At 32.0% G+C, this 22181-nt stretch carries 15 protein-coding genes; all 15 read right to left on the bottom strand.

Translation table 11 applies throughout. The features are described from left to right. Positions 1 to 123: 123 nt before the first annotated feature. Positions 124 to 1563: an NAD(P)/FAD-dependent oxidoreductase gene (locus tag Q326_RS0107170; protein WP_026894758.1), complete on the bottom strand. Its 1440-nt coding sequence runs from the start codon at positions 1561 to 1563 to the stop codon at positions 124 to 126. Positions 1564 to 1688: 125 nt separating this feature from the next. Continuing rightward, the gene (gene glpK / locus Q326_RS0107165; protein ID WP_026894757.1) at positions 1689 to 3188 is read right to left on the bottom strand and encodes a glycerol kinase GlpK; all 1500 of its coding nucleotides are present in this window, start codon (positions 3186 to 3188) and stop codon (positions 1689 to 1691) included. A gap of 94 nt (positions 3189 to 3282) precedes the next feature. Continuing rightward, the gene (locus Q326_RS0107160) at positions 3283 to 4011 is read right to left on the bottom strand and encodes an MIP/aquaporin family protein (RefSeq protein ID WP_026894756.1); all 729 of its coding nucleotides are present in this window, start codon (positions 4009 to 4011) and stop codon (positions 3283 to 3285) included. A 104-nt stretch (positions 4012 to 4115) separates the two neighbouring features. Next, complete coding sequence (locus Q326_RS0107155; RefSeq protein WP_026894755.1) at positions 4116 to 4682, bottom strand: glycerol-3-phosphate responsive antiterminator; 567 nt, start codon at positions 4680 to 4682, stop codon at positions 4116 to 4118. A 283-nt stretch (positions 4683 to 4965) separates the two neighbouring features. After that, positions 4966 to 6414, bottom strand: coding sequence for an NAD(P)/FAD-dependent oxidoreductase (locus Q326_RS0107150; RefSeq protein ID WP_026894754.1), 1449 nt, complete (start codon positions 6412 to 6414; stop codon positions 4966 to 4968). A 100-nt stretch (positions 6415 to 6514) separates the two neighbouring features. Further along, positions 6515 to 7564, bottom strand: a complete 1050-nt coding sequence (locus Q326_RS16945; RefSeq protein ID WP_051531281.1) for a glycoside hydrolase family 18 protein — start codon at positions 7562 to 7564, stop codon at positions 6515 to 6517. Positions 7565 to 7596: 32 nt separating this feature from the next. Next, the gene (locus tag Q326_RS0107140; RefSeq protein ID WP_026894753.1) at positions 7597 to 9468 is read right to left on the bottom strand and encodes a polysaccharide deacetylase family protein; all 1872 of its coding nucleotides are present in this window, start codon (positions 9466 to 9468) and stop codon (positions 7597 to 7599) included. Positions 9469 to 9471: 3 nt separating this feature from the next. Then, positions 9472 to 11292: a glycosyltransferase family 2 protein gene (locus Q326_RS0107135; RefSeq protein ID WP_034601502.1), complete on the bottom strand. Its 1821-nt coding sequence runs from the start codon at positions 11290 to 11292 to the stop codon at positions 9472 to 9474. A 13-nt stretch (positions 11293 to 11305) separates the two neighbouring features. Further along, positions 11306 to 13546: a polysaccharide deacetylase family protein gene (locus Q326_RS0107130; protein ID WP_026894751.1), complete on the bottom strand. Its 2241-nt coding sequence runs from the start codon at positions 13544 to 13546 to the stop codon at positions 11306 to 11308. A 276-nt stretch (positions 13547 to 13822) separates the two neighbouring features. Beyond that, positions 13823 to 14260 (bottom strand): NUDIX domain-containing protein, encoded by a 438-nt coding sequence (locus Q326_RS0107125; RefSeq protein ID WP_026894750.1) that lies wholly within the window; start codon positions 14258 to 14260, stop codon positions 13823 to 13825. A gap of 237 nt (positions 14261 to 14497) precedes the next feature. Beyond that, positions 14498 to 15802, bottom strand: a complete 1305-nt coding sequence (locus Q326_RS0107120; protein WP_245592070.1) for a DUF4830 domain-containing protein — start codon at positions 15800 to 15802, stop codon at positions 14498 to 14500. 42 nt (positions 15803 to 15844) lie between these two features. Next, the gene (locus Q326_RS0107115; RefSeq protein ID WP_026894748.1) at positions 15845 to 16345 is read right to left on the bottom strand and encodes a prolyl-tRNA synthetase associated domain-containing protein; all 501 of its coding nucleotides are present in this window, start codon (positions 16343 to 16345) and stop codon (positions 15845 to 15847) included. 66 nt (positions 16346 to 16411) lie between these two features. Then, on the bottom strand, positions 16412 to 16864 hold the full coding sequence (gene def, locus Q326_RS0107110) for a peptide deformylase (protein ID WP_026894747.1): 453 nt from the start codon (positions 16862 to 16864) through the stop codon (positions 16412 to 16414). A gap of 203 nt (positions 16865 to 17067) precedes the next feature. Continuing rightward, positions 17068 to 17250 carry a hypothetical protein gene (locus Q326_RS0107105; protein WP_156936267.1) on the bottom strand — a complete coding sequence of 61 codons (183 nt, stop codon included), beginning with the start codon at positions 17248 to 17250 and terminating at the stop codon, positions 17068 to 17070. 196 nt (positions 17251 to 17446) lie between these two features. After that, the gene (locus Q326_RS0107100; RefSeq protein WP_026894745.1) at positions 17447 to 22180 is read right to left on the bottom strand and encodes an S-layer homology domain-containing protein; all 4734 of its coding nucleotides are present in this window, start codon (positions 22178 to 22180) and stop codon (positions 17447 to 17449) included. Position 22181 lies beyond the last annotated feature (1 nt).

The raw sequence follows: 22181 nt of genomic DNA, 5'->3' as shown, positions 1-22181 counted from the left end.
CTCTTAGCTCTTAGCTCTTAGCTCTTAGCTCTTAGCTCTTAGCTCTTAGCTCTTAGCTCTTAGGGGGCGCTAGCGCCCCCTTCTTTCCTAAGAACCAAGAACTGAGAACTAGGAACTACTTTACTAACTATCCTTAGTCTCTCCCGTCAATATATAGGACTCTTTTCCATCTTTCACTATATCCTTTGGTTCCTTTTCCAATTCCCTAGCAAGTATCTCCATAACCCTTGGTCCACAAAATCCACCTTGACATCTACCTGTTCCAGGTCTTACTCTCCTCTTAACTCCATCTACTGTAGTAGCTCCCACATTTCTTTTGATACAGTCCACAATTTCACCTTCAGTTATATTTTCACATCTGCATATTATCCTTCCATATCTAGGATCTTTCTTTATCATTTCAGTCTTTTCTTCACTACTTAATTCATCAAATACAACCATTTTTCTATAAGGATTAAAATCTCCTTTTTTATCTAATCCATTAGCAATTTTCTTAATAAATTCAACCACATATTCTGCTATAGCAGGTGCCGAAGATAGACCCGGTGATTTAATACCAGCAACATTTATGAATCCCTTTGCGTCTTCTGCTTCTTCTATTATAAAATCTCCAGTACTTGGTTCCGCCCTCATACCTGCAAAATTAGTTATTGCTTTATTAAACGGTATATTTTTTATACTTCTTTTAGCTGTATTCTTAACATAGTCAAGTCTATTAGATGTTGTCTGTAATTCATCCCGTTGATTGTCATTTAAGTCTTGACTATCTGGACCAACTATAATATTGCCATGAACTGTTGGCGCTATTAAAACACCTTTGCCTAATTCATTGGGGCATTGGAATATTACATGTTTTGCTATATGAGAAGCACTTTTATCTAATATATAATATTGTCCCCTTCGTGGTTTTATCTTAAAGCTTTCTTTATTGACCATATTATTTATTTTATCTGCATATACCCCAGCACAATTTATAACATACTTTGAATCTATATTTCCTGTAGTAGCTGAAATTCTATATCCACCATGTATCTTCTGTATATCCTTCACTTCGTTATTGAGCATAAGTTCCACTCCATTATCTACAGCATTTTCTGCAAGGGCTATAGCCAATTCATATGAACCCACTATACCTGCTGTTGGTGAATATAAGGCTCCTATTACATCTTCATTTATATTTGGCTCCATTTCTTTAATCTTTTCACCATCTATTATCTCAACATTTGGTATGCCATTTTTTATTCCTCTATCATATAATTCTTTTAGTGTGTCCATGTCTTTATCATTGAAAGCCAATACCAATGACCCTATCCTCTTAAATGGAACATCTAGCTCATCACAGAGTCTGTCAAACATAGGATTGCCCTTTGCATTAAACTTCGCCATATTAGTTCCAGGTTTAGCATCATACCCACCATGGACTATGGCACTATTGGCCTTTGTAGTACCATTTGATACATCATTATCCTTTTCTATAATAACTATATCTAAATTATATCTAGATAGTTCTCTTGCTATAGAGTTTCCTATTACACCAGCCCCTATTATTGCTACATCATACATACAGACTGCCTCCTTCTATTTTCATATTAAAAAAACCACACTAAACTATACCTATCTCTCCATAGGATAATCCAGTGTGGTTCTCTTTATCTCAAACCTGTATTATTCTTTTGTATGTTTATATTTTATTCTTCTTCCCAATTCAATGATCTAGTTACAGCCTTCTTCCATCCTTTATATATCTTATCTACTTTATCTTTTTCCATTGATGGTTCGAATACCCTATCTACCATCCACTTTGCTGATATCTCTTCTTTATTCTTCCAGAATCCCACTGCAAGACCTGCCAAATATGCTGCTCCAAGGGCAGTAGTCTCTGTTATTACTGGTCTATGCACTGGAACTCCCAATATATCTGATTGGAATTGCATTAAGAAATTATTTGCTACTGCACCTCCATCAACCTTTAATTCCTTAAGATCTATACCTGAATCTTGTTGCATAGCTCCTAATATATCCTTACTTTGATATGCTATGGATTCCAATGCAGCCCTTATAATATGATTTTTATTAGCTCCCCTTGTAAGGCCTAGCATAGTACCTCTAGCATACATATCCCAATGGGGTGCTCCCAATCCAACAAAAGCTGGAACAATATATACTCCATTGGAATCATCTACCTTAGTGGCAAAATATTCACTATCTGCTGAATCACTTATTAGTCTCAATTCATCCCTTAACCATTGTATAATAGCGCCACCTATAAATATACTTCCCTCTAAAGCGTAATTTACCTTTCCGTCTATTCCCCAAGCTATTGTAGTAAGAAGGCCATTTTTTGAATGTACCATTTTTTCACCAGTATTCATCAACATAAAACATCCTGTTCCATAGGTGTTTTTAGCCATACCGTCTTCATAACATGCCTGCCCAAACAATGCAGCTTGTTGATCTCCTGCAATCCCTGCTATAGGTATCTCTGAACCTCCAAATGTCTTAGGATCAGTTACGCCATATACTTCACTAGATGGTCTAACTTCTGGTAACATTGAGACAGGTATACCTAGTTCCTTCAACAGCTTTTCATCCCATTTAAGCTCTTTAATATTATAAATCATAGTCCTAGAGGCATTGGTATAATCAGTTACATGAACTTTGCCCCTTGTCAGATTCCATATAAGCCAAGTATCTATATTACCAAATAATAGTTCCCCATTATCCGCTTTCTCTCTGGCACCTTCTACATTATCCAGTATCCATTTTATCTTTGTTCCTGAAAAATATGCATCTACAACAAGACCTGTATTTTCTCTTATATAATCTTCTAGTCCTCGTTTCTTCAAATCATCACATATATTAGCAGTTCTCCTACATTGCCAAACTATTGCATTATAAATAGGCTTACCTGTATTTTTATCCCAAACCACTGTGGTTTCTCTTTGGTTTGTTATACCCATAGCTGCTATCTCTTGAGGTCTTATTCCTGTAGTCTCCAATACCTCTCTGGCAACTCCACTTTGAGTACCCCAAATTTCCATTGGGTCATGTTCAACCCAACCACCCTTTGGATAGATCTGTTTAAATTCTTTTTGTGCTACCTTTACTATTTCACCTTCATGATTGAATAATATAGCCCTTGAACTAGTGGTCCCTTGATCCAACGCCATTATATATTTTTTTTCCATTATTTTTTTACCCCCTATATAATACAGTATATTTTTAAAATTTTCAATAAAATCATATATGAATTTCAGTATTATTTCAAATTATCAAATATTGCTATACCCACATATTAAGTACAAATTGATATATAAATGCTCCAATCACTCCACCCACAATAGGTCCAATAACAGGCACCATAGAATATGACCAGTCTGCATCTCTTTTGCCTGGTATAGGTAGTATTGCATGGGCAATTCTAGGTCCTAAATCCCTAGCTGGATTTATTGCATAACCAGTAGGTCCTCCTAAACTCAATCCTATACTCCATACCAAGAAACCTGCCAATAGTGCTCCCAATGGTCCTACTCCATTATTTGAGTGAGCAATACCTAATAAACCTATAACTAACATCGCAGTACCTATAACCTCTGTTATAAAATTCCACTTTATATTTCTTATGGCTGGTGCTGTACAAAATACTCCTAGTTTTGTATCTGCATCATCTGTAGCAGCAAAATGATCCCTAAATGATACATATACTAAAATTCCGCCTGCTATACCTCCAAGAACCTGAGATATTACATATCCAGGAACTAATGACCATGATATATTACCTATAAAAGCGTTTGCAACAGTTACAGCAGGATTTATATGGGCCCCACTCACCCATCCAGTAATATAGGCTGCCATAGCAACAGCAAGACCCCAAGCAGTGGTGACAACAATCCATCCTCCACCTTCACCTTTAGATTTCTTCAAGGAAACGTTTGCTACAACTCCGTCTCCTAACAGAATAAGTATCATTGTGCCAAAAAACTCTGCTAAATACATAGCCATATTCGACATAAAATCTTCCTCCCCTTTTTTTAATTTTTAACTTACCCACAGCTACTTATTAAGTCTATGATACAATTATGATGCAATATTGTTATTTCCACCTCCCTTCGCTCTTACATATACCATACCTTCTTATTGCTTGTAGATATGCCTACTGCTCCTGCATTAAGACTTCCAATCACATCTTCCTTATCCTTTATCAGTCCACCTGTTATTATTGGTATTCTAGTTTCTTCATGTATTGTTTTTACTATCTTAGGCATTATGCCCGGTAGAATTTCCACTGCATCTGGTCTTGCTGATTGTATTAATTTTATCCCTGAATCTAAAGATAATGAATCCAATATAAAAAGCCTTTGGATAGTAAACATATTCAACTCTTTAGATGCCCTTGCCAAATTACTTTTTGTTGTAATTATTCCATCTGGCTCTACATTATTAGCTATATATTCCAAACTCCATTTATCTTTGGAGAATCCTTCCATTAAATCTATATGTACAAAAACTCCCTTATCCTTTGCTTTACATCTGTATACTATCTCCTTGAGGTTTAATATATTGCCTGTAAGCAAAAATATATTTTCCACAGGACAATCCAATGCTTCATTTAAAGTTGATAAGTCATTTATTGCCGCTATTATAGGATTTTCATGTATATTAGTAAAAAATTTAGTAGCCATATTTAACCTCCTATATCATATTTGTATATGTATACTAATTTTATGATATTATGTCATTTATAGTCAACAAGAAACATAGAAAAAAGCGTGCTAAAAAAGCCTATCATTCCATAGGTTTTCTACACGCTCTCTTTGTCTCTACATAATATTATATTTTCTTAATTTTTCGTCAATTACATTATAACATTTTATCGTATGATTGTAAATAAAAGTAGCGTTTTTTATTAAGTTTTTATTTTAACAAAGTCTGTACAATGTTCATCTTACTTTATATAATAGCCCATCACTTGTTGATTTTCCTTATAGCTTTAATATCTACCCTTTGAGGAATAGGTGAAGCCTTTGCACCTCTTACAGTCACTTTATCTATATCAATTCCCTCTTCCCTTGATATCAATTTTTTGACTCTAGATCTACAAAAAGCCCCTTGACAATTACCCATTCCAGCTCTAGTTCTCCTTTTTATAGCATCTGTAGACTTAATAGGTATACCCCTATGCATAGCATCCACTATTTCTGCCTCAGTAACTTTCTCACATCTGCATATTATGTTTTTTTCAGGGTCATGATGATCTATTTTCCCTTTGAATCCATCTTTCTTTACTATAATAGGTGTCCGATAGCTGTCAAATTTATCTTTCTTTTCCATTTCCACACCAACATCTTTTAAAATACCTATAACCTTTTCTGCTATGGCTGGTGAAGATGTCAATCCTGGTGAATCTATACCTGCCACATTTATAAATCCTCTAACATCACTTTCTTCTATTATAAAATCTCCAGTACTACTTCTAGCTCTAATACCAGAAAAAGTAGTAAGTGCCCTCTTAATATTAAAATCAGGTATAGATTTTCTTGCTGTTTCAACAACATACTCAAGGACATCTATAGTTGTATCTATGTCCTCTCTCTCATTTATATCTTCTGCATCAGGTCCCAACATGAAATTACCATGGTATGTAGTCGTAACTAAAATACCCTTTCCCTTTTTTGTTGGAGTTTGAAACACTACAGTATTAACAAGATCTCCCTGATCCTTTCCAAATAATACATACTGACCTCTTCTTGGCAATATTTTAAATTTATCGATTCCTACCATATTAGCTATTTTATCACTATAAATACCTGCAGCATTTATAATATATTTAGTAGCTATATTACCTCTATTGGTTTCTATAACAAAACCCTCTGATTTTTGACCTATATTTAAAACTTCTGTTTCGAGTTTTAGATCTATGCCATTTTGTATTGCATTCTCCACAAGGGCTATGGTCATTTCATAGGGTGATGTCACTCCTACACTTTTACAATAGAATGCCACTTTTACTTCATCATTTATATGAGGCTCTATTTCTTTTATTTTGTCACTATATATTATTCCAATATCATCTTTTTTATGACCTACTTTTATAGCATTTTCATAAAGTTCATGGATTTTTTCTTCATCATCTTTATCAAATCCTATAACAATAGCTCCAGTTCTTTTAAAGCCAAAATTTAATTCTCTATCTAATCTTTCAAACATACTATTTCCCTTTATACAGAGTTCTCCTTTTTCAGTGCCATATTTTCCAACATAACCACCATGAACAATACCACTATTTGCCTTTGAAGCCCCTATAGAAACGTCTTCATCCTTTTCGATTAAACAGACTTTCAAATCATATTTAGATAGTTCTCTAGCAATAGCTGCTCCTACAACTCCTGCCCCTATTATACCAATATCATACATAGATATCATCCTTTCATATAATACTTAGTTATATTTCTACCCATTTTTCATTTACATAATAAAAAATAGTCAATATTCAATTGACTATTTTGTCTTGTTTTCATATTTCAACTGTCTTTATATATTTATCAATCTTATATAAAGATTCTTCAGTATTTCCATTGAGTCTCCAAAGAGAAAAATTATTATTTCCTCTTTTTCTTACAATATCCATCCAAAATGTCAATGTCTTTCCATCTGCAAACCATACTTCATGCTCCACATTATTTTCATCTATATAATTAAACGTAATACTCTTACTTTTTTCATCTCTTTTAGGCGTTATATTATACTTCTTTAGTATATCCTTGGCTTCCTTTTCCGTAATAGCCCATATTTCACCTTGATTATCCCAGTCAAAACCTCCAGTTGCAAATGCAAAATATTTTTTACCTTCTATATAATCCATCCTATCTACTAAATCTAGTATAAATCCCTCATCGGCTTTAGGTCCAGGACCACTATGTTTACCATATAAATTATAACACATCATAACATAATCAGGACCAACTGGAAGTCTAATATCTTGTAAAGGTGCTGTAGGTCCCAATACAATGCGCATCTTTATATTATTTTCTGCTAATCTAAAATAGAGCTTATTACAAAAATCAGCAAATAAATCCCATAAATCCATGTCCTTTTTGATATTTTCGTAATCTATCTCTACTCCATCATATCCCTCTTCCATAACCAATTTCAAAATCTCTTCAATATGTTCTTCCATTGTTTTTTCATTTAAAAATAATTCATACAATAATTTTGTATCCTTTAATGACGACGAACCATCTATATTTATTTTGTCATTCACAATAGTAAGGTAATGATCATAATCTTTTCCACTAAAATTAGTACTTGTATATTCAAATGTCTTTTCTGTTTTCTCTGGAATAAAAATATTGTTATTACTATCAAAGTATGCTGCAAAATAAGATATCTCTTTTGCAGCATCTCGTAACAGTTCTATCTCATAGTCAACATTTTCAGTATCCCAATACACATTCCATACCGATAAATATAAGTCTTCTTTATCTTCATTACTATTTTCTGTATACCATATAATTATAACAGCTATCATGCATATAGCTAAAAAAAACATAATTGATTTTTTCATTATTTCCCCCATAGATACTCATATTGTAGAGACTACAAAGTCTCTATAAACCAATTAAGCACAGATTCCCACTTTGATTTTATACTATACTTTATCTTAACCATACCCGACAATCTATTGTCATAAAGCACATCTCCATCTTTAGACAATTGACTCTCGGCCTTTTTTATCACAAGGTTCTTAAAAACGCCATCATAGACATCATCAGATAAATTTCTCTGACTATAGCCATACCCACTAAAGGAAGACTCTAAATAAACAGCACCTTTGCCCAAAATATCTACTTGTAAATTTTCAACTAATAATTTTTCATCCACATATATATTAATCTTATTTCCCATTAAATTAATATCAAACAATCTATCTCCAGGTTCAGAAATTTCTATTTCAGGTATATAAGCCGTATTTCCATCTTCTATGGATTGGGCTTTTTCTTTCATCTTTTCTTTCAACAATATTCCCTTCTCTTTAGCCTCTTCTGCATCCTCTGCATACTTAATCTCTGTATTTAATTCTTGAATTTCCGCCTCTAATCTATTTTCATCTTTAGATTGAAAATCTATCCCATCATGTACATTTAAATCTACAGAAAACAATGTCCTTTGTTTCTCTCCTTGTATCTTTTCACATATATAAACAATATTATCTCTCAACTGAACAGATATATAACTCTTCAAGCCTTCATCTGCTCTTAAATAAATTGTTTGGGTACCCACTTTATTTCCTTTCAATTCCACTGAAAGGTTCACATCTTTGTAGTTATTACTATTCTTTAAAAACATTAAACCTCTATCTTTAGGTAGAGAAGTCAAGATAATTGTATCTTTTATAAATTCTGATTGTCCCAGTAGAGTATCCCAATATGACTTCCTTTCCATATCTCCAGATATAAATGCCACATCCTGTTTTGTATCATCCCATATTTTCATTAATAAATGATTGGTATACCAATAGGGTTGAACTTGAAGTCTATTTAAATTATAAATGGATGCTTTGTTGGTATTTAATGCATTTCCTTCCCTATTAAAATTTATTTTAAATAGATCGTATATCCATTTTTCATTTTCATTACTTACTTTATCATTAGTTCCAAATTGTCCTGTATTAGCATGCATAAGTGTATACAATATTGGAACCCTTCCCATAATTTCTGTATAAACTTCATCTATCTGTCCATAATCATAGGCTATTCTCTGTTGCATTTGTTTAAAGTCTTCCATTGGTACTCCATATTCATCCCTTATATAATCCATAAGATAATGATTATATCTTCGATCTAAATAGGGTGAAATCCTCTGAAATTCTTTATTATTTAACCTATTTAAAAATTTTCCATATCTATCAAATACATTTATAAATTCTAGACGATAACCATTTGTTCCAAATTCCCAAAAATCACCTTTATCCATATCTAATAAATCATCACCATCTAAAAATTTGGGGTCTTTTTTCTCCAAATTCTGTGCATATGTCAATATAGTGGATTTATAATTCAATTTTTCTAATATCTTTTGTGAGAAGATTGCAGTGTCTCTTCTTCCATCCTCAAACATTAAAAAAAGTCCTTTTGACGGCAACTTTTCATCATTATTATAATAATTTAAAATATCTTGTTGAGTAATGGTAACATATCCAGAATCCTTTAATGCATTTAGATGCTTTTCAAGACGATTAGTACTTATTAGAGTCTCTGAACCTGTACGATCTACTCCAAAATATGACAATGCAATAAAACCATCTTTAGTCTGTACATATTTCTCTTTATCAATATGCTCATACCCCTTTGCTGGATATAATGTCACTACAATCAACCATATTAGCCCTATTAATATAATGCCCTGAATAATACTTCGAATTACTTTTTTTAGATCTTTCTTTCTTGGAGAGAATTCATGTCTTTTCATATATTATATTGCCCTCTCTTTTTTCTTTCTTTTCTTTTCCTTCTTTTCTCTTTCTTTTATATCTTCTGGAGTCATACGAGTTCCCCATGTGGACTTCCAAAATGTCACCCATGCTATGGGCATCTGCCATAATAATACTGCTTCATAGTAAAGACAAAAGAACATACCAAAAACCCATGTTGTGCTTTTTCTAAACAACAACTGGGTAAAACTCATCAATAAAGACATCATTAAGAGTCCCATTAAAAAAGTTGATGGAATGAAGCGATATACAATTGGAACATATATTAAATTATATAATACAATAATAGGTGCAGCTATGGGTACTATAAGTCCCATATAGAAAAATAAAGATGCAAAGGGCTCTTTTTTCCACATATATTTAGCTGCTATAATAGACTCTCTCAACCACGAACGCTTCCAACGCATTTGTTGCTTTAAAAACATCTTATATGTGTTTGGAACAATGGTTGAACATACAGCTGTATCTTGGTAACTGGTTCTATGATTTTTCAATACAAAATTTGTTAGACTTCTATCATCTCCAAAAGTAGCCCGTTGGCCTAAAAACTTTTGATTTAACCAGTCGTCCATATTTTCTTCAATAATATCTTTCCTATAGCAAGACAATGGACCTGAAAGACAAGTTACTGTATCAAAATATGCCTCTGCTGCCTTCATAATTCTAAATGCAATATAATATCTAACTGATTGCATCTTCGTTAAAACATTGGTATAGGTATTTGCAACATCAGTCCTTCCAGATACCCCTCCCATTTTAGGATCTTGAAAAGGTTGAACTAAATTCCTAATTGCAAAGGGATCTAAAAAACTATCAGAATCTACAAAAACAAGTAATTCATGCTTGGACATCCTTATTCCTTGAGATAATGCCTCTCTTTTGCCCATATTTTTTTCCTGTGCAATATACTTCAACCTCTCCTTTGTCTTAAATCTATCTGCTTCATTATGAATCCTTTCAACTATATTGCGAATCCTTTCCAATGAATTGTCATTGGAACTATCATCAACAACTATAACCTCTAACTTATCTATGGGATAATCTTGATTCATACAACTTCTTATGGTATTTTCTATCCATTTTTCTTCATTAAAGCAAGGTATAACAATAGTAACACCAGGTGTAAATTCTGGATTTATTTTCATAGATCGATATAGGGTACCAATAAAATATCTACTCAATAAAAATACTGCTGCAATAATACTGTACAAGTAAAGATATTTATTAAATTTAAAATATATTATACTTTCAGTACGCATCAACACTATAACTAAAGAAATAAACAATAATAATAGACTAGACATGAAAAGGGTATATCGATCTTTTTTTCTATTTATATATTCTGCGAGGGTCTCAGAAAATTCAAATCCACAATATATCTTCCCATCATCTGACTTAACAGTACGAATAAATCTAGATGAAATATCAATCTTTGTCTCATATCCTTCTGGCATAGTCCCTGGTATAATTTCAAATTTCAACTTTATCTTCTCTGCTGACTTTATAGTTTCAAGCTGTTTCTCACTATCTATCTCTAAAAGAATACCTGTGCCAGAAATATCCACACTATTAAATGTATAATTTACTATTGATTTATCTTTAGCAATAAAAGTTCCTTGTACTTTATAAGTATTTAAATATCGAGTACCCATTTCATTTATTTTTTTTGCATTTTCAACACTGGAATTTTCTTTCCTCGAGCCCCTTCTATCTATATTATTTCTTATTTTTTCTGCATCTGGTACATTGGGCAAAATTCTTCTATCTGGTTTAGGTTTTAAAAAAACGTCTTTAATCTTCATATAAAATCTCCTCTTAATTCAAATACTGACTCAATTTGCCAAAGTTATAGCCCTGTTTCCTCAATTTTTCAATAATAATAGGTAATGCCTCTGAAGCACTGGCAGTATCATTTAGATGCATTACAATTATACTTCCTGGCTGTACGTTGTTTAGAACATTTTCTACAACTTCATTTGCTGGTAATTTATAGTCATGGGTATTTATATCTCCTATCACGATGTATTCAAATCCCGATGCCAATATGGCATTTAAAGATGTATTATCTGTAATTAATCTAGGTGGTCTAAAGAGCAGTTCTGGTTGTCTATTTATGGCCTTTGTGAGACTTTGATGACCCTTCACAATATCCTTCAGTAGATCTTCTGGACTCATATCAGGTATTTCCTCATGGGAATAAGTATGATTGCCTATATCATGTCCAGCTTCAGATATTGCCCTTGCTAGATTGGGGTTTAAATCGACTCCATCTACCCTTAAGAAAAAGCTAGCTTTGACCTCATATTTATTCAGTGTATCAAGTATATTAGTAATTGTTGGGTCCATTCCCCAATCATCAAAGGTTATAAAGACTGTTTTTGTCTCTACTGGTATAGTGTTTATAACCTTTTCACTAGCATCCAAATCTGAATCATAATCTTTAGTCATTTTTACAGCATCCCATCCAGGTATATTCTTTAAAGGACGTGTTTCAAATCTATTACTATACAAATTCTCTACTGATTCAAAACCATAATTAGATTTTTCCACCCTATTTATAATCTTTTCCAATACCTTGTCTAAATTTTGATATAAATCTAATCGAAAATATAAAATATCACCTCTTCGAAATTTGTTCTCAAAATATTTTAATATTTCTTTAATAGACATGTTCTCATTAGTTATGGGATTTTTATTATACGTAACTACTATATGGTTAAGAGCTGAAGCTGCTTCTAACACTGTATCATTTACTTGACCGTAAGCTGGCATGAATAAATTATTCTTTACACCAAATTTATCCTTGAGAAGTTTATCACATTTATATATATCAAAGGCAATTTGGTTAAACGATTTTTCTGTCATCACATCATTGTTCATTCCACCATTGGCGACAGCATGTCCACGTTTTAAAATTCGTTGTATTCTTTTTTCATATTCTATTATTTCATTCCCTGTAACAATAAAAGTTGCGTTAGTGCCCTTTTTATCTAAAGTATCTAATACCTTAGATACCATCTCTTCATCATTAATATACCTAAATGTCAATGCCAAATCCTTCTGAGTTGTATTTATATTAGTTATAACAGGTGCTAATACACCATTATTAGATTGTCGTATTTTATTGAAATCAATATTAAAATCTGCATCTTCATGGGACATAAACTGATCTATGGGAATTATTTTATAATCCTCTTCTTTTAATTCACTTAGCAACATATCTACATTTTTTATCAATATTTCCTCTTTACTAATGGATTTCACATCTTTTTTTTCTATTTCTTGCTGAAAATCTTTAACTACTTCTTTATCATCTAACTTTTCCTCTTGTGGTTTGTTAATGCCATATTCCGATTGATCCAATACACTGTCAACTTTGATGGATATAATAGCACCCTTTTCGATCCCTTTCACATAATGCTTAGCATCTTCCTTAGAAGAAAAACTTTGATAATTTAAAAAACGTTTATTATCTATTATGGCCTCCAGTCCAGATGCACTGGCAGATTTTAATATTTCATCATTATATTTTGTAACATTGCACTTTAAATACTTTGGAATTTCTCCTGATATTTGACTTAAAATAACATTGGTACGAGAAAAATCCTCCACTAGCTCTGTATTACTATACCTATGCATCTCCTTATTGGCATTCAATGTGAAATTTCCAATTTTTTGTCCTCTATTTACGATGTTTTTTATATTTTCCGGATCTTCTGCACTTTTAATGCCTGAAACAAAAAAAATAGACTGAATCCCATGCTTATCAAGCACATCTAAAAGTTTATCTGTAGTTTTTCTATCTGATAATCCTTCAAATGTTATTGATATAATATTCTCTACTGTATTAATATCCTTAATCAAATATGCCTTTTTATCTTCTTTTAATCTTTTTAAACTCTCCTCTATCTCATTCTTTGCATCATATACAGACTCTCTCTCAGCAAAAGTTTCTTCTTCATTAACCCCACTTTTTGAGCAGGATATAGTAAATAAAATACTAATACAATAAAAAAGAATAAACATATATCTCATATTTTTTGTGAATCTATTCATAAAATACCCTCACCCTCTAGACCATTATTATAATTTTTTTATATATACCCTATTTTTTATTTCCAAATTATATAATCATATATAAAACCGACAATATTATCCCTAATTATACCATATCCAATTATTTTCTGTCATTTTTCATATGATATATTATTTTTTTTACATTTTTCACATTCTTTTTTATAATTCAACTTTATCATAAGTAAAAAATAGAGGATGGAAATTTAAGTACTGTTAAACTTCCATCCATTTAATAAAGTTCTTATCATCGGTAATTTATCTTATATGAGGTCCATTATTAGATAATGCGTCTTTTAGCCAATTGGGATGCATTTTTATTATATTTGAAGGTAAGGCATCTATAGGAAAAAATTTTACTTCAAGAGTCTCTGGAGAATCACAGGAAATCTTTCCACCTACTATCTTAGCCTCAAAACAACAAGTTATAAAGTGAGTAATTCTACCATCAGGATATTTAAAGACTTGAGACTTTGGATCCGAATACACTCCAACTAATCTTAAAATTTCAATATGTAGACCTGTCTCTTCAAAAACTTCCCTTATTGCAGCATTAGTTATTGTTTCTCCTATCTCCACATGTCCTGAGGGTATACCCCAAAACCCCACATCTGCTCTTTTTTGTAATAAAATATCCTTTTTATCATTAAAAATTATAACTGCTATACCTGGACAAATATCTTTTATCTGTTGCATAATACGTCCTCCTTTATTTTAAAATATAAAAAACCGAGGGGTGAAAATTCAGCGCATAAAAACACGCTGAACCTTCCCCCTCGGGCATTTTATTCCAGTAGGTGCCTCTTGTAAAACAAGAGATGTAGCGCTCGGTCACAATCCCTTAGTAGTTTAAGGTGGAACCCTAGCTACCTAATCCCAGTTCAGTAATAATTATATGATTTTTTTACAGTCTATAACCAAATATTCTATTTGTCAAGGACCTGTACCGATACCATCAATTCTCCAGCCACTCTTTTCAGATTCTTTTTTCATTATAACAAATCTAGACGCTATTCCATCTTCTGATGTTATAGATTTTTTGAAATCAAAATCTACTTCTACTTTATATTCCAATATATCTGATCCATTGTCCATCCCTGTAAATTCTTCTATATCTAACAACTTTGCACTTTTAATATTATTATCTATTTTGTCATCATTAAATAAATTATGATTATTTAAATTAGTTGATAAATACTGAACCAAGTTTTTCCTAGTCAAACATGCCAACATCTTTTTAGTATCATTTTTATCTAATGCATTAAAATATTCTTTAATAATATCTTCTGGCCCCATATTAGATAATTCAATTTCCAAATCATCATTATAATCTATGTAGTCTATAACCCATCTATCCCATTGTTTCCCCGTAATCTCTTTTAAACCTTTTCTATCAAGAGAACAAGCAAAAGAGTAATGTCTACCAGCATCTATATATGCTCCAATAATTTTATTATCATATTTCAGCACAATCCCTCTAGCATCTCTTCTTGGTTTCATAAATTCTGGCAATTGTTCCCTTAACCTATAAATCTCCACAACCACATCTCTCCCAAGATATCCAGTAAAATCAAATTGTATTTTTTTAGAAAGCTCATTATTATACGCCCAATATATTTTTATTGGATATTCTCCTGCTTTATGTTTGAGATTTTCAGGTAATTTCCATGTCGATGTATTTATTTTATAATCTACAGTCCAATTATACTTGTCAAACAGCTCAACTATACGCTGTTCAATCTTTGTATCAGAATTTGTATATTCTTCTAGTTCATAAACATATCTAAAAAAACTATAATCGGGCTTGATTTTTTCTCCATCTATGTCTATATAACCTACTTCATACAAAGTATCATAGGAAAAAGCCATCTCATTTTTACTTCCATCTACTTTAGTAATAATCATCTTATTGTTTTCCCTAGCCATTCCACTCATTTTGTCATTTATTTTAGATTCATCTGTCAATGGTTCGCTTTCTTCTATCATTGACATGATATCATATATCTTTTTATCTTGTGTAACTAAGATATTATTTGCCATATGAGGTCCACCATCCACAAGCATAAATTCAATCTTTATAATATCTTTAAATTCGTCTGGAGTTTTATACATATGGTATTGAATATCATAATTTAGATTCTCTTGCTGCGAAGAAGCTTGATTTTTTTCTATAGTTCTACAACCTACTAAAAAAAGTACAGTAGACATAAATAGAATTATAAAATATCTTTTTTTCAAATTATTCACTTCCCCATTATAATAATTAAAATGCTTTTATTATTAATTATTTATAGAAATATAGGTAGCCTTATTGCCACACCATTTTATGAATTTCTCAAAATCTGCATATGAAATACTAATAGTTGCTGTATTTACATTTGGAGAAAAATTGATTTCATTAGCACCTATTAGATCCTTATCTATCAAAACTTGGACAGCATTATCAGTATCATTTATCAATCCAAAAGGACTAACAGAGCCTGGTGTAACACCTAGATATTTGTATAATCTTTTTGTTGAAGCAAAAGATAGACGACTACATCCTATTTTCTCAGATAGTGATTTTAAATCTAACTGCTTTAATTCATCTACTATCACAAGGTAGTGTACATCGCCCTTTTTATTGCGAAGAAAAAGATTTTTGCAATGCTGTCCTGGAATATTTATGTCTAACTGGTTGGCTTCATCAATAGTATATATTGGTTCATGTCTATATATGTTATACTGAATTTTCAACTTATTTAAGATATCATATACCTTTTCTTCATCTCTATTTGACAAATTATCACTCCCATTCCTATTATCAAATTATATAGTAGATTAACCAAATTCTCGTAAATAATATTATTACTTAATATATTCAGTAACCAAATCAGTAAAAAGAATACCATCTAAGTGATCTATTTCATGACAAAAACATTTTGCTAAATCTCCTTTACCTGTCAATATAATCTCTTTACCATTTTCATCCAATGCTTTTACTATAACTTTAGCAGGTCTTTCTAGCTTTCCCCATATATTAGGAATACTTAGACACCCCTCTATAACCTGTTGCTTTCCTTCCTGACTAATTATTTTTGGATTAACTAATTTCATAAGTCCTTTCCCCATATCTATTACAACTAATCGTTTTAATATACCCACTTGCGGTGCTGCTAATCCTCCACCATTTCCTGTATTATACATTGTATCTACCATATCATCTAATATTTGTCTTGTTTTATCATCTACCACTTCAACTTCTTTACTTTTCTTTCTCAGTATAGAATCATCAGAAAATCTAATTTGTCTCAATGCCATTTTAAATACACCCCTACTTTTCTATGCTCTAAATTAAATTCCTCTATCAATTTAATTAAATAACTTATTAATCTTATCATATTCTAATATCCAATTGTTTATCTCCATTTTCATTCTATCTCTTATTCATACTCTTTCACTCAAATTATGAATCTAATCATCAAATATAAATTTACTATAGACCTTAGTTAAAATCTATTTTATCAATTAATATATCCACTCTTAAATTTCCTAAATACTTCAATACAAATCATCACAAAAACTATAAACATTATAGCCCCATTGAAATAGTGGCTAGATCTTACATTCAATATACTCACCATTAACGAAAGGGTGGAAGATATTATAAGCCAAATTTTTCCTTGCCCTTTTTCCTCTTTCATCATAGCATTCACCTCTATCTTTAAATTCTATAACAATTTTTAATATTTTATTGTGAAATCAATTCCATCAATATGATATCTCTATAGTAATCTAATTTCAAGCATTTCCTTTGATAAGATTAATAATTTTCAGAATTAAACTTCTTAAAAAGCTAAAACCCAATACATACCAATGTATTGGGTTTTCTCGTTAAGGATTTTATTTATTAATTAACTTTGATCCAACAAGTAAATTTCTTATTGCTGTTGCTGCTTCTGCATAGGTAAAGGTTCCTTTAGGTGCTATTGTATCTTTGGTTCTTCCATTAAATACTCCTGCTCCTATAGTTTTCTTTACGTCTTCATATGCCCAGTCTGGTACATTTCCTTTGTCTTTGTAGTTTTCAATTCTACTGTTGTCTATTTCTTCTAGCTTTACAATATCCATTGCCCTTGCATACATAACCATAGTTTCTTCCCTTGTTATCTTTGCATTAGGTTTGAATCTTCCGTCTTGGTATCCTTTGATTATGCCGTATTCTACTGCTATTGTTATGGCATCTGCATATTCATCTGTTACAGGTATGTCTGTAAATTGTCTTTCTTTAGCTACTTCGGTTCTATATACTCCAACAGCCTTGGTAATGTATTCTGCAAATTCTGCTCTTGTTATAGATTCATCTGGGTTAAATATGTCTGGATTTTTTATTACTAGCCTTGATGCCATATCATTTACATATTCCTTTGACCAATGGTTTTCTACTGATGCTACTGTAATTGGGTTCCAAATTACTGAGTAGCTTGAGTTTGTAAGGGAGTTTAGTTTTGCATAATATGCTCCATCTTTTCTGAATACCTCCGTTGGTATATGGGAAAATGCACCATCTTTGTTGTAAACTATACCTGTTGTAATATTATCTGGGTCTACTCCTTTAGGTATTTCTAATACTCTCTTTACGTATTGTTTGAATTTACCTATCTTTACTTCTCTTTTTTCTCCCTTTGTTGATTTTGTTTTTGCTACCACTTCAAAATCAACTGGTGGAAATACTACTTCATATTTATTTTCTTTTGCATTTTTTTCTATTTGTCTAGCTATTTTTTCGTATGTTTTGTTAATATTGATTTCTACTTCTATTTCTTCTAAATCTCTTTTGTCTACTTCTAATACTTTTGCTACTTTTTCAATGCCAATTTCTTTTGCTGGTATTATATAGTCAATTCCTTTTGTTTCAACAGCTAGATTAAATTTATTCTCATCCATTTTTTTGACAATGTCTCCTGTTAAGCTTGTCTTAACTTTATCGTAATCTTTTTGTGCTACTGGTATTTCTACAATGTTTTCAGCTTTTTCCTGTTCTTCTTTTGTAAGGTTTTCTTTTTCCTTAAGTACTTCGTCTATCTTTTTATCTACTGCCTTTGATTCTACCTCTAATTTTACTATTGTTTTACCCTTTTCTTTCTCTACTGTTTCTTTTCCTGCCGTTTGCTTTTCTCCGTTTACTATTATATATATTCCTTTTTCTTTTTTAGTCTTATTTCTTGATCTACTAGATTTATTATTTGATTTGTCATCGTCTTTGTCTTCATATATATATACTGTTTTTTCTTCTATTAGGCTATTTCCAAATTCATCTATTACTTTGGCTACTATTTTTGTTTCTCCTTTTTGGGTTATAGTAAATGGTTCTTTGTATACTTTGAAGTCTCCATCATTTAGTTTGTATTTTACATTTGAATATACACTGTCTTCTACTGTTTTATCTTTGTGGTCTGTAACTAAAGTTACTGTATAATCTTCGTAGCTATATTTTGTGTCTGGGTCTGTCTTTATGGTTAAAGATATATCTATGTCTTTGTTTATTGTTATTGTTTCCGTTGCTATTTTACTTTCATTTCCTGTATTATCTATTGTCTTGGCTTGTATCTTTGTTGTTCCTTCCCTTGTTATTGTAAAGGGTTTTGTGTATGTTTCCCACGATGAGTATACTTCTCCGTATACTGTCCTGCTTACTGTTTCTTTTACTCCTGAGTCTCCATCTGTTCCTGATATTAGCTCTATTGTATAGTCATCATTATGCATATCCTTGTCTGGATTTCTTATGATTCTTGGTTTTGTAGGTGCTATGTTATCTACAAAGTTAATGGTTATACTTACCTTTGCTATGTTTGATGAATATTCTATTCCGTCGTATCCTTTCCATGTAAAGGATGTACTGCCATTCCAGTTTGCATCTGGTTCAAATATTATGCTGGATAATTCTGCTAGTATTATTTCATCATTTTTGTTTATAGGTGTACTGTTTTTTTTCAATATCCCATTTGCTGGTAGTGTTGTAATTTGTATCTTGGTTAACGCATCTCCATCTACATCATTGTAATGATTTGTGAAGTCTGCTTCTATAAAGGTTACTATGTTATCTTCCGCCCCATTTTTATTTATGTTTGTTACGATTGAGGCTGTATTTGCACTGGCTGTCATCTCATGACTTTCGCCACTTGTTAGCCCTGTTGATGCTACTTGTAGATTAAAAATTTCATTCCTATCTTCTACTAACATATATTTAATTTGTAATCCTTTAAATTCTGCTACTCCTGATGTTGGTGTGAGGGTTACAGTATCAGATTTATCATCTTTGTCCCCTGTGCAGGATAATGTAGCACTGCCTGCTCCATTTATTTTTGAAAGAGTTATATTTTTTGTATAATCTGTGTCGACCAAATTATGTTTATCTACTGCTTGAACTATTGGTACAGTTGTAAAGCTTGTTGCTTTTCCATTATTGACTATAGCTGGTAACGGCTCGGCTTTTAAAATTAATTTGGTTGCTTGTACATCAGATGAGATCGCATCAGATGTAACGCTTGTTAACCCTTCACTTCTAGCTGTTAGGGCAAAGTTTTCTCCATCATTTGTTGCGATATAGACAATATCTGTAAATGTAGCTATGCCATTTGATGCTATAACATCTATATCTCCACTTAATGCCCCCTCACTATTTTCTGTTAGGGTAATTGCTTTATTAAAGTCAGTATCTATATTTCCAGCTTCATCTGTAGTTCTTACTATAGGCTGAATCATAGAAACACCACTTACTGAATCAGATGGCTGTGTAGAAAACTCAAGTTTTGTTGCCTTTACATCTATGGTGCTGCCTGTTTCATTGGTCACTGGTGATGTTGTTCTCATTTGCGTACCTATTTTTGATACTGTAACATCTGTATCCCCATCTATTGATAGTATTATTGTTTTTCCATCTGTTAAGTTAGTATTATCATTATAATATGCGTTTATTGTGTAGACTTCACTCTCTCCATGGGCTATGGATATGTTTAATCCTTTAAAACTTATGGTGTCCGTATCGGCATCATAGGTTCCAATTACGTTAGATTCATCATTTCCATTTAGTCTATAGGTTAATTGACTACGCTGCGTATCTCCCATGGTTCCACTAACGCTCAGTTTTATTTCTGATATCTTTAATGGACTATTATCACTTGTTCCTTTATCAGTGATTGTAAAGTCAAATATATCTATTGCTTGTTCTTCTGAGTTAATTGTCGTTGATATGGCTACTGGTTCGGTTACTCCTATGGCTGTGGTTATTTCTCCATCTCTATCCAATTGTAGTATATCAGTTGTCTCTAACTGTTTTTGATAAAATCCTGCTACTTTTCCCTTTGTATCTATATCATATACCTGCAGATACTTTCCTTCTTCTACCCCTGTTATTATGTTATTTTCAGATATGTAACTATCAACAAGATTATCTCCACTAGCTGGTCCTTCTTCTACTATGCTTGGTACAGTAACTGGACTTTCTGTGATATTTACTACAAATTTTGAGGTTGCATCCTTTGTAATTTCTACTTTTATTGAACCTAAAACTGTACCTGGTAATACGTTTACTGGTAATTCTTCTGCTAATGGTACGAATTTTGGGTATCCGTCGTTTTTGCCTTCTATGATTGTCCATGGTTTCCAGCCATCTTGTAAGTTTGTATTTAGGATGCTTACGAATTCTTGAGATTGCATGTATGTTGATGTCTTTCCTTTTGCATTGTCAGTACCATATCCAACACCTTTGGATTCTTGTGGCGAATTAGCAACCTCCTGTTTTGCACTAGCATTATAATATCCATTTTTTACTGTTCCATATAAATCATATCCTAGTAGTCCTCCTACTTTTGCGTCATCTCCTCCTGTCACATCCCCTGTGGCATAGCTGTTGTTTATTTTTCCATAATAATTATATCCTACTAGGCCTCCTACGTATACTGGGTATGCGTTTCCACTATTTCCTCCTGTCACATCCCCTGTGGCGTAGCTGTTATTTATTGTTCCAGAATATCCATAATTATATCCTAGTAGTCCTCCTACTTTTGCTTCGTCTCCTCCTATTACATTCCCTGTGGCATAGCTGTTGTTTATTGGACCGTTTTTGTTGTATCCTATTAGGCCTCCTACATATCCAGACTCTTTTGAAGAATATATACTTACACTTACTCCTATATTTTCTATTGTTCCTTTTGAATAACCAAATAGTCCGACATATTTATAACTATCATTAGGGCTTGATTCTGTTCCTATATATACATTATTTATCTCATGTCCTTTTCCATCAAAATGTCCTTTGAAAGTCTTATTATAATCAATCCCTATCGGTGCCCAATAATGGCCTGATAAGTCTATATCTGCTGTTAGTTCGTAGTACTTATCTGTTGTATCTGTACCTTCATTGACTTGTTTCGTTAGATAGGCTAGCTCTTCTGCACTACTTATTTGATATGGTTCATCTGCTGTTCCCGAGCCTTCACTAAAACTTGTCGTTGCATAATCTTTCCAATTACCTGTTGTTTCTGCATTTGCTGGTATTGATGATATGATTGTAAAAATTATTGCCATCATAAAAATCCAAAGCATGTGCCTTTTTAAGTTTAGTAAATTATTCATT

Source organism: Clostridiisalibacter paucivorans DSM 22131, assembly GCF_000620125.1.
In the GTDB taxonomy this organism is placed as follows: Bacteria; Bacillota; Clostridia; order Tissierellales; family Clostridiisalibacteraceae; genus Clostridiisalibacter; species Clostridiisalibacter paucivorans.
Note: the sequence above shows the minus strand (reverse complement) of the source record. Positions and strands in the feature narration are given on the sequence as shown.